Origin of the sequence: Absicoccus sp., assembly GCF_034090965.1 — a bacterium.
Classification (GTDB): Bacteria; Bacillota_I; Bacilli_A; order Erysipelotrichales; family Erysipelotrichaceae; genus Absicoccus; species Absicoccus intestinalis.
In genome coordinates this window covers 21615-37192 of record NZ_JAXDRQ010000063.1, presented here as the reverse complement: position 1 = coordinate 37192, position 15578 = coordinate 21615, and the positions used below count along the sequence as shown (strand labels likewise).

Annotated in this window: 16 protein-coding genes; 7 read left to right on the top strand and 9 right to left on the bottom strand. The window is 38.6% G+C overall.

Annotated elements, in window-relative coordinates:
• Window positions 1-107: 107 nt before the first annotated feature.
• Genes SOS22_RS09430 through SOS22_RS09420 form a run of 3 tightly spaced genes read left to right on the top strand, consistent with a single transcriptional unit; the run spans window position 108 to window position 1326 of the window.
• On the top strand, window positions 108-494 hold the full coding sequence (locus SOS22_RS09430) for an Hsp20/alpha crystallin family protein (protein WP_320326411.1): 387 nt from the start codon (window positions 108-110) through the stop codon (window positions 492-494).
• A 13-nt stretch (window positions 495-507) separates the two neighbouring features.
• Complete coding sequence (locus tag SOS22_RS09425) at window positions 508-912, top strand: Hsp20/alpha crystallin family protein (protein WP_320597022.1); 405 nt, start codon at window positions 508-510, stop codon at window positions 910-912.
• 15 nt (window positions 913-927) lie between these two features.
• Entirely contained in the window at window positions 928-1326 is a 399-nt protein-coding gene (locus tag SOS22_RS09420) for an Hsp20/alpha crystallin family protein (protein ID WP_320597021.1), read from the top strand.
• Between the two features lie 184 nt (window positions 1327-1510).
• Here the strand turns inward: SOS22_RS09420 and SOS22_RS09415 are convergent, their stop codons facing one another.
• Window positions 1511-1774, bottom strand: coding sequence for a GNAT family N-acetyltransferase (locus tag SOS22_RS09415; RefSeq protein WP_320597020.1), 264 nt, complete (start codon window positions 1772-1774; stop codon window positions 1511-1513).
• A 274-nt stretch (window positions 1775-2048) separates the two neighbouring features.
• On the opposite strand from SOS22_RS09415, the gene SOS22_RS09410 reads away from it, so the two are divergent.
• Entirely contained in the window at window positions 2049-3404 is a 1356-nt protein-coding gene (locus SOS22_RS09410) for a dicarboxylate/amino acid:cation symporter (protein ID WP_320326416.1), read from the top strand.
• A gap of 215 nt (window positions 3405-3619) precedes the next feature.
• Window positions 3620-4993 (top strand): hypothetical protein, encoded by a 1374-nt coding sequence (locus SOS22_RS09405; RefSeq protein WP_320326417.1) that lies wholly within the window; start codon window positions 3620-3622, stop codon window positions 4991-4993.
• 95 nt (window positions 4994-5088) lie between these two features.
• Here the strand turns inward: SOS22_RS09405 and SOS22_RS09400 are convergent, their stop codons facing one another.
• The 4 genes from SOS22_RS09400 to SOS22_RS09385 form a co-directional block, all read right to left on the bottom strand.
• On the bottom strand, window positions 5089-6234 hold the full coding sequence (locus tag SOS22_RS09400) for a toxic anion resistance protein (protein WP_320326418.1): 1146 nt from the start codon (window positions 6232-6234) through the stop codon (window positions 5089-5091).
• A 71-nt stretch (window positions 6235-6305) separates the two neighbouring features.
• Window positions 6306-7076 carry an enhanced serine sensitivity protein SseB C-terminal domain-containing protein gene (locus SOS22_RS09395; RefSeq protein ID WP_320326419.1) on the bottom strand — a complete coding sequence of 257 codons (771 nt, stop codon included), beginning with the start codon at window positions 7074-7076 and terminating at the stop codon, window positions 6306-6308.
• A 10-nt stretch (window positions 7077-7086) separates the two neighbouring features.
• Window positions 7087-8412, bottom strand: coding sequence for a TldD/PmbA family protein (locus SOS22_RS09390; RefSeq protein ID WP_320597019.1), 1326 nt, complete (start codon window positions 8410-8412; stop codon window positions 7087-7089).
• Window positions 8405-9793, bottom strand: a complete 1389-nt coding sequence (locus SOS22_RS09385; RefSeq protein WP_320326421.1) for a TldD/PmbA family protein — start codon at window positions 9791-9793, stop codon at window positions 8405-8407. The genes SOS22_RS09390 and SOS22_RS09385 overlap by 8 nt, the downstream gene beginning before the upstream one ends.
• Window positions 9794-9917: 124 nt before the next feature.
• Here SOS22_RS09385 and SOS22_RS09380 point away from each other — a divergent pair, with 124 nt between their 5' ends.
• A complete protein-coding gene (locus SOS22_RS09380) occupies window positions 9918-11531 on the top strand; it encodes a hypothetical protein (RefSeq protein WP_320597018.1) in 1614 nt (537 codons plus the stop codon).
• 67 nt (window positions 11532-11598) lie between these two features.
• Here SOS22_RS09380 and SOS22_RS09375 read toward each other — a convergent pair whose 3' ends face one another.
• Together SOS22_RS09375 and SOS22_RS09370 are read right to left on the bottom strand one after the other, a co-directional pair.
• Window positions 11599-13353 (bottom strand): 1-deoxy-D-xylulose-5-phosphate synthase, encoded by a 1755-nt coding sequence (locus SOS22_RS09375; protein WP_320597017.1) that lies wholly within the window; start codon window positions 13351-13353, stop codon window positions 11599-11601.
• 46 nt (window positions 13354-13399) lie between these two features.
• Window positions 13400-13747: a winged helix-turn-helix transcriptional regulator gene (locus SOS22_RS09370; protein ID WP_320326424.1), complete on the bottom strand. Its 348-nt coding sequence runs from the start codon at window positions 13745-13747 to the stop codon at window positions 13400-13402.
• 120 nt (window positions 13748-13867) lie between these two features.
• On the opposite strand from SOS22_RS09370, the gene ygiD reads away from it, so the two are divergent.
• Entirely contained in the window at window positions 13868-14632 is a 765-nt protein-coding gene (gene ygiD / locus SOS22_RS09365) for a 4,5-DOPA dioxygenase extradiol (RefSeq protein ID WP_320326425.1), read from the top strand.
• A gap of 12 nt (window positions 14633-14644) precedes the next feature.
• On the opposite strand, the gene SOS22_RS09360 is transcribed toward ygiD, so the two are convergent.
• Entirely contained in the window at window positions 14645-15040 is a 396-nt protein-coding gene (locus tag SOS22_RS09360; RefSeq protein WP_320597016.1) for a DUF3021 domain-containing protein, read from the bottom strand.
• 9 nt (window positions 15041-15049) lie between these two features.
• Window positions 15050-15481: a LytTR family DNA-binding domain-containing protein gene (locus SOS22_RS09355; RefSeq protein WP_320326427.1), complete on the bottom strand. Its 432-nt coding sequence runs from the start codon at window positions 15479-15481 to the stop codon at window positions 15050-15052.
• Window positions 15482-15578: the final 97 nt, after the last annotated feature.

The following is a 15578-nucleotide window of genomic DNA, read 5'->3' as shown; positions in this document are numbered from 1 at the left end:
TCTATAACTGCCATAAATTATAAAAATAAACTTTTTAGCACTTTTATATTGTCTCTGCTAATTTTTGTGCTATTATACTCGTAGAAAGAAATTGGAGGTGCAGATATATGAGATATTATCCATTGAATCATTTATTTGATGACTTCTTTACCGATGAACCAACTGGTTTATTGAAAACAGACATTCATGAAAAAGATGGAATGTATGAATTGAACATGGCCATTCCCGGGGTAAAAAAAGAAGATATTCAAATTGAATTGAGCAATGGCTATTTGAAAGTCAGTGCAACACGAAAGATCGATCACGATGATTCGAATAGTCGTTATGTTCGTAAAGAACGGTATGAAGGTACTTGTTCAAGAAATTTCTATATTGGCGATGGATATCATCAAGAAGATATCAAAGCTTCTTTCGATAATGGTGAATTAAAAATTACCTTGCCAAAGGAAGTTAAAGAGCCAGAAACAAACAACAAAATGATCACAATTGAATAAGGAGGTATAGATCATGACATATTATCCAGGATTCGGACGTGTATTTGACGATTTCTTTAATGGTGGCTTTACCAACCAAGCCGGTGTATTGAAAACTGATATTGTAGAAAAAGATGGAAACTATGTATTATCCATGGAAGTACCCGGCTACAAGAAAGAAGATATTCAAATTGAATTGAGTGATGGTTATTTGAAAGTAACAGCAACAAAACAAAGCAGTACTGATGATAAAGATGATCAAGGTCGCATTGTTCGTAAAGAACGGTATTCCGGAACACAATCGAGAAGTTTCTATGTAGGTGACAACTATCATCAACAAGATATCAAAGCTTCCTTTGATAATGGTGAATTAACGATTACTTTACCAACGGAAGCCAAAAAGATCGAAGACACGAAACAGTATATCTCTATTGAATAATAGGAAGGTGATATTATGATGTACTATCCAACATTTGATCGTTTATTTGATGATTTCTTTGGTACGCAATGGTCTGGTGGCGATGTCATGAAAACAGATATCGTAGAAAAAGACGGCAATATCCAATTCAATATGGAAGTGCCAGGTGTAAACAAAGACGACATCCAAATTGAATTGAATGATGGAGTATTAAATATCACAGCAAGCCGCGACCAGAATCATGATGAAAAAGATGATCATGGTCAATTGATTCGTCAGGAACGCCACTATGGACGTTACAGTCGTAGCTTCTATGTCGGCAACAATGTTAAACAAGAAGATGTTAAGGCCCACTTCGAAAATGGTGAACTTCAAATTACGGTTCCTGACAAACAAGCAGCCATTGAAAATCATGAAACCATTTCGATCGAATAGGCATTCGACCAGCTCGAAAGAGCTGGTTTTTTTATCGTTTATTCGCGAAGTTACAACGTTGCATCGCTACGCCATCATCCATGACTTCAAAGCCAAATCGTTCATAAAAGGAAGCGTTTTTTTGATTCTTCGGGCATCCATTCGATATACAAATAATCTTTGTATTTTTCTTTGATCCTTTCGATCATATGCCCCGCAATTCCCTGTCCCTTATATAAGCCGGATCGACCAATACATAGTGTATATACGCCAACATTTCACTATCATCCAACACCCGTGCCAATCCAACTAAACGCTCATCATCCCATGCCGTAATGACCGTAGAAGAATGCATCAATGCGTTATATAGTCTTTGTGGATATTGACCCGATATCCAATGAACAGATAAAAATAACTGTTGGACTTGATCTTGAGTAAATCGTTTTTCTTCAGTAAAGTGAATCGTCATGTTATTCCTTCTCTCTAAGTTCATTCTGTTTCAGAATAGAATTTCCTCTCTGTTTTCGCAACCTCATCGATTGGAGTTATGAATTATTCATATTATTCCTATAGTTTTTATATATATTATTTGACAAAGCATACGTACACGCTTTATCATAGTAATCACATAAGATATGTGTGTTTTAAGAAAGAGGTGGTTTCGATGTGTTGTCGCACGATAAATAAACGAATGTGTTGGTTCAAATCATAACCATATAAATATTAATCAGGAGGAGAGAAACATGAATATAGATATTTTAGAATTAGCCGCTTTAGGCCTTGTCATTGTATTTTATGCGATTATTTGGTACTTACGAAAGAAAAAAGATTGGAGCTTCACCAAAGCAACCTTCCTTGCCGTTGGTCTTGGCGTGATCGTTGGTCTTGCCTTTAAGAATAAATATACTTACTATTCTGCTTTCGGAACGATCTATACACGATTGATCAGTGCCATCGTTGTTCCATTACTATTCTTTAGTATTATTTCCAGCATTACTAATCTAACGGAAAAGATTAACTTGAAAAAGATTGGCTTAAAATCCGTTGGTTTCTTACTATTGAATACATTGATTGCGAGTACATTCGCTTTATTGTTTAGTGTCTTCTTCCATATTGGAAAAGGATTCCAATATCAACTAGCTACAGACTATAAAGCAGAAGAAGTTCCATCTTTTATTGATACGATCACAAATTTATTTCCATCCAATTTAGCCAGTCATTATGTGAATGGAGAAATCGTACCCATCGTGCTTTTTGCTATCTTTGTTGCCCTTGCCTATAACGCATTGATCAAATATGGCGAAACCGATATCAAGATCTTTAAACAATTTGTGGATGCCACCAATAAAATCTTAGGTACCGTCGTTAGTTATTTGATTGATTATACGCCATATGCTGTATTGGCATTGATTGGTCGTGTCATTAGTTCTCATACATTATCTGATTTATTACCTTTGCTTAGTGTTCTTGTTATCGTTTATGTTTTATGTGCAATTCAGATTTTCTTAGTCGAAGGATCTTTATTGACAGCGATTGGCAAATTGAATCCAATTGCCTTCTTTAAAGGCATTTTCCCAGCTGGTTTGGTTGCTTTTACATCCCAAAGTTCGGTTGGTACCATTCCTGTCACGACAGATTCCTTAAAGAAATTAGGTGTACAAGAAGATATTGCATCGTTTGTTGCTAGTTTAGGTGCCAATCTTGGTATGCCAGGATGCGCTGGTATTTGGCCTGTTGTATCTGCTATCTTTGCTATCAATCTATTAGGAATTCATTACAGCGTTGGTCAATACATCTTCTTAATTGTCTTAACGTTAGTTGTAGCCATTGGTACTGTTGGTGTACCGGGAACGGCCACCATTACCGCAACAGCTGTATTTATTGCTGCTGGATTACCGGTTGAAGTTATCGTCTTATTAACACCAATTTCCAGTATTGCCGATATGGCTCGTACCGCAACCAATGTGGTTGGTGCCGCAACAGCAACCGTCTTAGTTGCAAAAACGGAAAACGAATTAGATTTAGTCGCATACAATCAGAAAAATCCAGAAGATAAACAAGATTCTGAATCCGTTGATCTAGAACATGCGAATGCATAACATTAAGGGAGAACTATTTTAGCGATAGTTCTCTTTTTTATATAAAATAATACTCCAATATCCTTTCTCTCTATCTCTATGATTCTACAGTTTCAAAATGCTGAATTTATATTTAAGTAAAATTAGTTATTAACAATTATTAATTATTCTACTATCCTATAGTATAGAAGTTAAACGTATAAAGATGACTAAATATAGAGAGAGGCGAAATGTATATGAAAACTTCAGCTTTAAAAAAGAGTTTGGCTATAGGATTTGTAGCTACAGGTATGACCGCATTGGCTAGTACAACAATTCATGCAGAAGATATTCAGCCGGCAACAAATGCTATGGATACTACGACAACTACTGCAGAAACTTCGGATTCGACAGAAGTTCAAAAAACAACAAGTGAGAAATTAGCGGATGCTCAATCGGAATTAAATCAAACGAAAGAAAACGAATCATCTGCACAAAAAGATTACAACAACAAACAAACTACTGCTAACGAAATTAAAGCTTCCATTGACTCAACCATCACAACCGAAGAGTCAAAAGAGCAAGCAGCGATCGATGAAAACCAAAAGGGATTGGATGAAAATACGCAAAAATTGAATGATCTTCAAAAACAAAAAGATGAACTAACCCAAAAGCAACAAGATCTATCAAAGGCACAAGATACGTATCAAAAAGCATTGGATACCGCAAAATCTAATGCAGGAAATATCACAGAAGACGATTACAATACGGCTAAGAAAAATGCAGATGCTGCTCAAGACGCATACAATACGGCCAAAGCAGATTTAGATGCTAAACAAGCTGAAAAAGATAAACAAACGGCTGATTATAACCAAGCTGTATCGGATGAAGCTTCTGCAAAAGCTCAATTAGATGAGCTAACATCGAAACAAAGTGAATTAGAGAAGAATTTGGCCGATGCACAAGCTGCTCAAAAAGAAGCTCAAGATGCATATGATCTGATCACAACTGGAGAACAAGGAGAAAAATATAAAGAAGCCGTTCAATCTTTAGAAGATGCAAAAAATGCATTGGAAGAAGCCAATCAAAAGGTACAAGATGCAATTACTGCTCGTGATATCGTCAATGCACAAATTGCCACACTGAATCAGACTTTAGCTCAAGCTCAATCAGAATTGGCATCAATCACTGCTCAACAAGATTCCTTGGATAAGGCTGTATCAGATGCTCAATCTAACTTGGATGCTGCTCAAGTTACTTTGACAGAAAAACAAAAAGCAGTTACGGATGCAGAGAACAAATATAATGCCTATAAAAATAATCATAAGGACGCATATGAAGCCTTGGATCAAGCGGAAACAAAATTGTCAGAGGCTACGAATACCTATAATAAGACCAAAGCAGATTATGATGCTGCATTGAAAGCATATGATCCGGAATTGAAGGCAAAAGCAGATGAAGCTAATACGGAGTATGATAAAGGATTAGCTGTATTCTACACATGGTTACAAGAAAAAACAGGTGTAGATTTGACAACTGCCATTAAAAATACAAATCTTAATGGATATACAGATTCTTCAAAAGAAGCAGATGCCACTACATTAAAACATGTGAAAGATGCTATCTCCTAACTGTTTTCAATATATAAAAGCAAATATTTTTCGTCTTATTTCTTTTGTTTCACAATCATGTATTCTTACTAAACGAGCTAGGTAAGATACCTAGCTCACTCACTTTTAGTTACTTCTAATACTTTTTGTTTCAATTCCGATTCAATTTGTCGTAATTCCTGTTCAGCTTCTTGTCGTTTTTGGCGACCATCCTTTTGTATCTGCATTACATCATCTAAGGTTTGGATCAATTGTTCATTGGTATGTTTTAACGTTTCAATATCCACAATATCGCGATTGGATTCTTTAGCTGTTTCTACCGTTGCGGTATGCAAAGCATTCGCATTTCGTCGCAATAATTCATTGGTTGTATTGGTTACTTCACGTTGGGCTTTGGCCGCTTGTGTAGCATGATTAAGACCCAACGCAATGACCATCTGACTTTTCCATAATGGAATCGTATTGACAAGTGTCGATTGAATCTTTTCGATCATCAAAGAATTGTTGTTTTGAAGCAATCGCAATTGCGGTGCGGTTTGGATGGCAATCATACGACTCATCTGTAAATCGTGCAATTTCTTATCAAACCGATCACAGGCTTGAGCCAGATCTTGGGCTGCTTGCATGTCTTCAGGATTTTGCGTTTGTTCCGCTTTGGCCCGTAAGGCTGGCAATTCTTTTTGATACGTTTCATTCAATCGTTGTTTACCGGCAATGATATACATATTTAATTCTTTATAATAGGCATTATTCATTTGAAACATTTGTTCCAACATGCTGGTATCTTTCATCAAACGAACTTGATGATCTTCCAACATCGAAGCGACTTTATTCACATTGGTTTCAACGGCATTATAACGAACCGTTAATTTTTCCACACGATTTTTGCCTTTATTAAATAGGCCGGCAATACCTTTCTTTTCTTCATTGACATCAAAATCGCGCAATTGTGTAACCACATCGCTCAACATATTCCCCACTTCGCCTAAGTCTTTGGTGCGTACTTCAGCCAAGGCTTTATCTGAGAAATTTGCCAATTTCTTTTGGGCATTGATTCCATACTGTAGAACGATCATCGTATCCGTAATATCAATTTTTTTGGCAAATTCTTGGATTTGTTCCCTTTCTTCTTGGGTAAATTGACTCTCATCAATTTGTATATCTTCAGCCAATGGGGGATTTTTCTTTATCGTGCTTTCTTGACCGATTTCATCCTGATCTGGTGTTAAAGTTAAGTGTGGTTTTTCATTATACTCTTGCATACTGTGTACTCCCTTTTCTTCTAGTGTACCACTAGAAAAGGCATATTCCATACAAAGAATATGCCAGAACGTTAATTTGTCTTTTCTTGATAAATCGGTTGATTTTCTTGGGCAATCTTTTCTCCTTGTGGGGTTGAAGCAAACATAAATTCAATGCCCTTTCCTTTCGCAACAGGGGCACAAGTCGTTCCCATGCTTCGGAATATTTCGGGATTTTCTGGATCCATATCCACCATCACAAACCAATGGGATGGTTTCCCTTTGACCAGGCGTTCTTTAAAGTAAATGGCTTTGATTTCTGAATAGCGATTTCCTAAATATTGAAGTTGACTGATCATGGCTTCCACATTCGCAACAGGATCTCTTAGATCAAATTCATCATCTGCTCGAATGTCTCTGGCTTGGAATTCATTATCTTTTTGTTCACTGATGTCCAAGATGTATTGGCACGTCAAAGGCACATCTTCACTATACGGATCAATCACGATACCTTGGATATCATTTTGTGCTACTTTCACAAATGGCAAATATTGATCAAAAGTCATGACCAAAGATTGCACTTCTTCTTCTTTGTCCCATTTGCGCAGTTCTTCCATGCTGGTAAACATTGGAAAGTAATACTTGCCTTCATCATCGGCAATGACCATCAATTGAAATTTGGTGTCAGGTGAGAAAACCATTTGTCCCTTATTATCTCTGATTGGATCTTTATCCCATTGGGCTGGCACTAACAATTGACCAACCACCAAGCAATCTCTCATATGTTGGATCGTGATTGGATTCTCGTCTTGACGCAATGCTTGGATGGCTTGTTTCATAGCTGTATTACGAAATTGTTGCATAAGAACCTCCTTATTGGCCACTGATGGCACATTTTGTAAAGCGAATACTTGGGCTGGCAATTTGATGAAATTGCCAATCGAGATCATTGCCTACTTCGACGACTTTATTCATTAATTCTAAGAAATTGTCTGCAACCGTGATCAAGGCAAGCGCATGCTCTTTTTTCCCGTCTTTTACCGTATAGCCGCTGGCTTGTAGCGAAAAATTCCCACTCACAAAATCCAATCCTGCATGTAATCCTTGTAAATCGGTGATCACTACGCCATCTTTCATTTGTTCGCACAATTCATCCAATGTATATTGGCCGGGCTCAATATAACAATTCATGGGTTGAACGCTAATGGCACTGGCATATCCAGATTTAAAACCATTTCCGGTGGATTCCATTCCCATGCGATTGCCGCTTTTTGTATCATGCAACATATTGGCAAAAATACCATCATTGACAAGAACTTTGGCTTGGGTTGGGCAACCTTCATCATCAAAGTTCGCAATGGTCAGACAATCCGTATTTTGCGGGTCATCAATGATCGTGATCTTATTGGAAAAGATACGCTCATTTAATTGATCTTTGATGGGTGAAATGCCTTTATAGATCAAATCACCATTAAAGAGATCAATAAAAGATCCAAATAAAGCGGTCATGGCTTCCTGAGAAAAGATCACAGGGTATTCGCCGGACTTTAATGATGTCGCATGAAGTTTAAATAAAGCTTTATCACACAACTTTTTAACGAATTTTTCATGATCAAACTGATCTAAATTCTCAATGATCGCAATTTCATAATCATCTTTAACGACATCCTTTTCACGTACAACAACGCTGGCAACTAAATATTGAACTTGCGATTGATCGGCCACATGCATGCCATACGAATTAGTAATTTCTCGACTAGATGCGCTTTCTTCCCATCCCAAAGAGGCTACTTGGATCACCCGAGGATCATAGGCAAGCAATTCTTTTTCCAAGGCCATCAGACAATGTTTGATGGCTTGGGTAGATGGAGCAACCCAGTCTTTTGGTGATTCTACTACATCAAACGATTCTGGTTTTCGTAAAACATCTTTATCTTTGGTAGTGATGATCTTTGCTTGATCGATCAATTCATCCAATACCGCATCCATTTGGTCATCATTGACCTCTTCCATGGCCATATAGGCCATATTTCCTTCATAGATACCGCGAATAGAAGTTCCCAGCACATGACTGGTTGTCATCGTATCCATATGACCATCAAACCAAGTGATGCTTTTTTCGGTTTGTACACTTTGATAGATTTCAAAAGCTTCGATGCCTTTTTCTAAGGCACGTTTGATCCATTGTTCTTTATTCACTGGTCGTACCTCCTACTGTAATACGGGAAACGCGAATAGCTGGTTGACCAACATCCACAGGAATGGAACCACTGATGGAACCACACATGCCTTGACCGCGTTCTAAATTATCGCTGACTTTGTCAATATTCATTAAGATTTCAGCACCAGTACCAATCAAAGAAGCACCTTTGACCGGATCGGTAATCTTGCCGTCTTCAATCAAATAGCCTTCATTGACCGCAAAATTAAATTCACCGGTTTGTGGATTCACCGATCCACCACCCATTTTTTTCGCATATAGACCTTTTTTGATACCGACAAACATGGATTCGAAAGAATCGGTACCAGGAGCAATGTACGTATTGGACATTCGACTGGTTGGTTCAAATTTATACGATTGACGACGAGCGGATCCAGTGGATGCCATTCCCATGCGACGGCCATTCAGACGATCAACCATATACGATTGTAAGATACCATCTTTGATCAAGACACGACGCGTTTGTGGATTTCCTTCATCATCGATATTTTCTGAACCCCATCCATTCGGAATGGTTCCATCATCGATGGCCGTTACCTTGGTACTAGCAATTTGTTGGCCTAATTGATTCGCAAAAACACTTTGGTTTTTGGATACAGCGGTGGCTTCCAAGGCATGGCCACATGCTTCATGGAAAATCACGCCGCCAAATCCATTATCAATAATGACAGGCATTTGGCCGGATGGACAATCTTTGGCTGCCAACATCACGATTGCGATTCGTGCTGCTTCTTTTCCAATCTGTTCCGGTGTGATGGTTTCAAAATATTCCAGGCCACTGCTGGCACCGGGTCCATAGAAACCAGACTGCATATTGTCTGCTTCATTGGCATACGCGGAACAAACCAAACGACATCGAGTTCGCGTATCTTGTACCAGTTTTCCTTCACTATTGGAAATTTGAACATGTTGACGAACAGATAAGAGTCCGGTTTGGGTCTTTGATACGCGTGGATCATATTGTTTTGCGGCGGTATCCATTCGCTGGATCAATGCCACTTTATCCGCTAATTTCGCATCGATGGGATCAATTTTTACGATATGTTTATTTTCAATGGTTTCTGGATGCAAAGAAATCCTATCATCCGATTCTTTACGGCCAAAACCATCTCGCAACGAATCCACCAATTCATTGAGTGATTCCATGCTTGTATCGTTTGTATACCCGTATACGGATTGTACACCTTGATACAAACGAATCCCAACACCCGCTTTTTGGGTGCGATTTACACGTTCGACTTCATCATTGGTCATGGAAATATTTTCATTTGTGCCTTCTTCTTCAAAGATTTCGGCAAAATCTGCTAAAGAATGCATGGCACGTGTTAAAAGAGCTTCTAATTGTTCTTTTTTAAGCATTTTTTCACCTCATTCTATCCCACTATTATAGCGTATCCTTTGAAGGATGCAATGTGAGACGCTATAATAAGAATGCAATATTGTTGCCCTATCAACATTTTTGCTAGAAAGGAGAAGAATACCCATGAAAACACAATCAAGACATTATTTTCCGTTATTAATTTTCTGCGTTGCCTTTGGTCTGCTGTTTTCTATTTTGACGGTTTCTTCTACCATCCATGCGGAAGAAGCACAACCGATAACAACCGAAACGACAAACACGCCATCAGAAACAACGACAGAAACAACAACCGAAAATACGTCCAACTCCAATGAACAGACAACCGATACAACAACGACCGAAGAAACAACATCGCCCAATGACCCCATAAAGATTGAATACAACGAGGCTACCCAAATCCATTCGGCTGAAAATGGAAATATTATTCTTTATTGCATGAATGATGCACTCCATTGGCCTCATGATACGCCAACGTATCAGGCACCTACTTATACGTATGTCAATATCGATACGACCAATTTAAGTCCAGCATTGATCCAGAAAATTCAAACTTTATTATATGCGGGCTATCCATACAATGGTCTAAATCTGTACAAGGTTGTCTCGGAACCCGTGATCATGTCTGAAAGTGAATTCACTACCTTGCTGAGTCCACCGGATTGGCTTCGTTCTGATTTTTATAACACACTAGGTGATACGATATTTACGTACGATGACTACAAAAATAAGACGGAAAACTATCAAAAGTTGGTACAGTTTACCACAGAAATGGCATCGTATTATGGCTCCACTACCCCTTCGGGCCATAGCTATGCAGATATCACCAATACATCGTTCTACAATGCGATTTACTATATGTTATATTCAGACAATCCTTTGGAATATTATAGTAGAGAATTCGGTACCGACTATGCCGTTACCGAAGAACAGGCATATACAAGCACCGCTTATGCACTATGGAAATTGATGTATGATAATGGCATTACCAACAACAACATTTCGGATGTTTCTCGTTATCCATTAGCTGTAAAATTATTGAATGCATCTGCCACTCTATTAAGTGAAGAACCATCTTCAGATCAGATCAAAGTTGTCGGTGATACAACCTTCCGCTACAATAAAGCCGATGGCAAATGGTACACCGGAATATTGACATTACAAGTACCTGATACATACTATGGTGATTTCACTTTAACATTACCTTCTGGTATCGAAACCACAACAGGTACTACTTCGATCACAAATAATGGCTCGTTTGTCTTAGTATCCCAAGAAGAACCTTCCAAAGATACATCGATGGAATTGGCTTCTACTTTAGCTTATGTATATGGTAAGGCCCGTGTGTATATTCCTGCCGCTGGTGCAAAAGCCTCCGATGGAAAAGGTTTCCAAAACATGGTTGGTGCCATGATCCAACAAAAGAAGATTGCAGCTACAACGGCACTATCGGTTGAACCATATACAGAAGATCCAGGAACAGATCCAAGTACAGATCCAAGTACAGACCCTAGTACAGGCCCTAGTACAGACCCAAGTACAGATCCAGGTACGACCCCTAGTACCCAAGATCCAGCATCAAAAACAGAACAAATCAATGACGAAAAAGAAACAAAAACGGTTCAATCCGTTGCAACAACCTCCGTACAAACAAGTACACAAACACATATTCTTGGTTCTTTCTTTGGTCTTTTGATTACCACAATGGGCCTTATGTTTATTACCAAACGAAATCATTAACATGCCTCCACTTTGGTGGAGGTCTTTTTTATAAAGAATGCCGATGACAAAATGCCATCGGTAGTTCTTATATCATTTGTTTGATCTCTTCTATGATTTGTGGAGTTGTCATACCCAGTTCTTCTAATAGTTTTGCTGGATCATATCGATCATAGAAAACTTTTTGGAGCCCATAGTTTTTTACTTTCATCGGTTTGGCACCATAGAAGCGACTGATCTTTTCACCAAAACCGCCATCCAATACCCCATCTTCTAAGGTAATGATCAACTCATGATTGATTTGAAGATTTTCCAACAAATCTTCATCCACACTGGAAGCAATGCGTGGATTGATCAACGTGGGTTGAAAACCAAATTCATTTTCGATTGCTTGAGCTAATTCTTGACCTTTTTGATAAAAATCACCCAACGCGAGGATAGCTATTTTTTCACCTTGTTGTTCGATACGATACTTTAGATCAACATAGTTTGTATCTACTGCACGATGCGTTAGCCCATTTCCCGGAATCAAGATCAAGATAGGATGTTCCGTTTGATTCACCGACCAATCTAACATCGTTTGGTATTCTTCTTGACAAGTTGGCGCCAATACGACCAAATTGGGAATATTAATAAAAGTGGATAAACCAAAAATACCTAAATGCGTCACATCCGTCAAACCATCAAATGAAGAGAAATTCATGACCATGGTCACTGGACTGTTGTTGATACAAATATCTTGGGAAATTTGATCATACGCTCTTTGAAGAAATGTCATATTCGTGATGACCAATGGTTTGCCGCCATTACGAGCAACACCTGAAGCAATGGAAACAGCTGCTTCTTCACTAATGCCTGTATCTAGATATTGATCTTTTAATTGTGCCCTTTGTTCAGGTTGTAATCCAATGGCACCCGGCATGGCCGGCGTGATCACAATAAATTCGGGATCCATTTTCGCTTTATCCAAAATATAGTTTTGTGTTAAAGTTAAATAATTTTCTTCTGGACCAAAATCAACAGTAGGCAACCCCGTTTTTCGATCAAATGGCATACACCAATGCCAAGCTTCTTTGTTTTGTTCGGCAAACGCATATCCTTTACCTTTTTGCGTATGGATGTGAACCACAATTGGATGATCGATGTCCTTTACTTTCGTTAATACTGCGATCATTGATTCGACATCATTGCCATTCTCTTCATAGATATAATCCAAACCCAATGTTTTAAAGATATTGTTAGGGCTAGTTCCCTTTGATATGCGAAGATCCTGCAAGCTCTTGTAGAGACCACCATGCGTTTCTGCAATTGCCATTTCGTTATCATTCACAAGAATAATAAAGTTGGAATGCATTTCACCAGCCACATTCAAACCAGCCATGGCTTGTCCACCACTCAAAGAACCGTCACCAATGACGGCAACGATATTTTCTTCTGTTCCTTTCAAATCGCGTGCCTTTGCCAATCCCAGTGCTAAAGTGATCGAAGTCGATGTATGCCCCACATTAAAGAAATCATGTTCACTTTCATTGGGATTGGTATAACCTGAATCTTCCACAAAATGAGCATCATCGACATAGCCTTGCCAACGGCCCGTCAACATCTTGTGAGGATAGGCTTGGTGCGACACATCAAAGACAAACTTGTCTTTGGGAGAATCAAACACATAGTGCATGGCAATTTCTGCTTCAACCATCCCAAAATTCGGGCCAAAATGACCTCCTATTTTGGTAAGACGGTTAAATAAAGCCTCGCGCATTTCCGTAGATAATGTATGCAATTGATCTATCGATAGTTTTTTTACATCTTCTGGACCTGAAATTGTTTGTAAAAGTTCGTACATAAGATACCTCCTGGAACGTATCTTATGACTTAAAGGATACTTTAAGTCAAGCCTTTTTCTTCAAATATTCAATATAGGCATTGCCCCATTGTTCAATACTCGCCAAGACAATATGAAATTCTTTGCCAATATCAGTCAATGTATATTCCACTCGTGGTGGGACTTCCGGATAAATGGTTCGAAGGATCAGGCCTTCTTCTTCCATCTTTTTCAATTGACTGGATAGAGTCGCTTGGGTGATATCAATGCTCCTTCTTAATTCGCCAAATCGTTTGGGTCCTTCATTCAATTCGTGCATGATCAAGATGACCCATTTCCCTTTTAATAGTTGTTGTGCAGTCACAAAGGGACATTTTCCAAATTCGCCTGCAGTTTGACATGTTTCTTTTTTCATTTGTTCTCCAATAGTTCATAAAAAGATACTAAGTTGCGTAAAAAATCCTACTTGTTGCTTATAGTGTAAATAAGTATAATCTTTTTATCAAGTATATTTTTTATACTAGGAGGACCCTTTATGAAAATGCCTGTTATATTTTCTGGACATGGAAGTCCGATGGTTGCCATCGAAAACAATGAAATTACCCAAACGATGAATGCCATTGGCGATTCGATTGAAAAGCCCAAAGCTATCTTAGCCATCTCCGCCCATTGGTATACCGATCATACATCGATTCAAAGTGTGGCACATCCAAAACAAATTTATGATATGTATGGTTTTCCCAAAGAATTGTATGAACTACAATATCCCGTTTCTGGTTCTGCGCCGTTGACTGAATCCGTACGTTCTTTACTTGGAACGGAGGTTACGATCGATGATACATGGGGCATTGACCATGGCACGTGGTCGGTCTTGGTTCATATGTTTCCCAAAGCCGATATTCCCGTGGTTCAGTTATCGGTAAATCGTCATCTAGATCCGCAACAAAGCTATGCACTCGGTCAAAAATTAGAACCTTTACGTGATCAGGGCTATTTGATCTTTGGCAGTGGAAACGTCGTTCATAATCTTGGTCGGGTAGAATGGGACAATCCCGATGGTACAGAAATGACCCATCGATTCAATGATGCCATCACTCATGCGGTTGAATCCCACGATCATGCATCAATCATTCATTATGATACTCTTCCTGATGCGGTCTATGCCGTACCAACACCCGATCACTTCTTACCTTTGTTGTATTGTTTAGGCGCTGCTGGAAACGATCCAGTAACAGTATTTAATAATGTTTGTAACCTAGGCTCCATGGCCATGACGGGTTATGTATTTGGAAAAAAGTAGGATACGTGCACCCTACTTTTTTAATTGTTGATTAATTTTTTTGGCTTCTTTTCGATAATGACGATCAAATCCAATCCAAATGAAGATGGAAATGCCCATTTCTACAAATATGCTCACAAAATCGGTAAACCATCCCACCAGATATCCGGTAATCAAAAGGATCGCGCAGCCAATGCCCAAATGAAAGAGCACTTGCATGGCATACGGAATTTCTTCTTTTTCATAGATCATGCTTGGTAAGCCAAAGCCTAATCCAACAATAATGGATCCCACTGCCATTTTTGTGTATTGATAGTTTTCCAACGGCAAGATTCCCTGGTTTGTTTGATCAAATACGATGCCAATGATGATAAAAATGAGAGCGGCTGTACTTACACCAATCCAACTGGTTTTCATGACTTGTTTCATATTGACCTCCTACAATCCAATTTGTTTCTTAAAATTTTTCAAATAATGTCGTGATACATAGGTTTTCAGTCCGTTCTTGATATGCAAGACCAACGCCCCGCCAAAATCAATTTCCACACTTTCACAAGCATCGATTCGCACGATCGATGATTTGGATATTTGTACAAAATCATGGCCGACCATCTGTTTGATTTCATACAATCGGTGTTTGACTCGATACATTTGATCCATGGTGTAGACATAGGTTTTTTCCTCTTTGACTTGTGCAAACAAGATCTCATGGATCGATAACACATATTGTCGATCGTCTTTTTGACCAATCAAGGTATGTGTATCCTGCCGCATATAGGATAAGACACGTTGGACCTGTTCATTAACTTCGGGCGTATGGATGATTGCATAAGGTTCTGGACAATTTTCAATTTTAATTTCTGCTTTCATGGCCCGTTCCCCTTTCTTCACTTACACTATATAGAATTTGATCGATCCTGTCTTTCATTTATCAGTAAGTGGTCAAATTTAAAAGCTAAGACGTAAA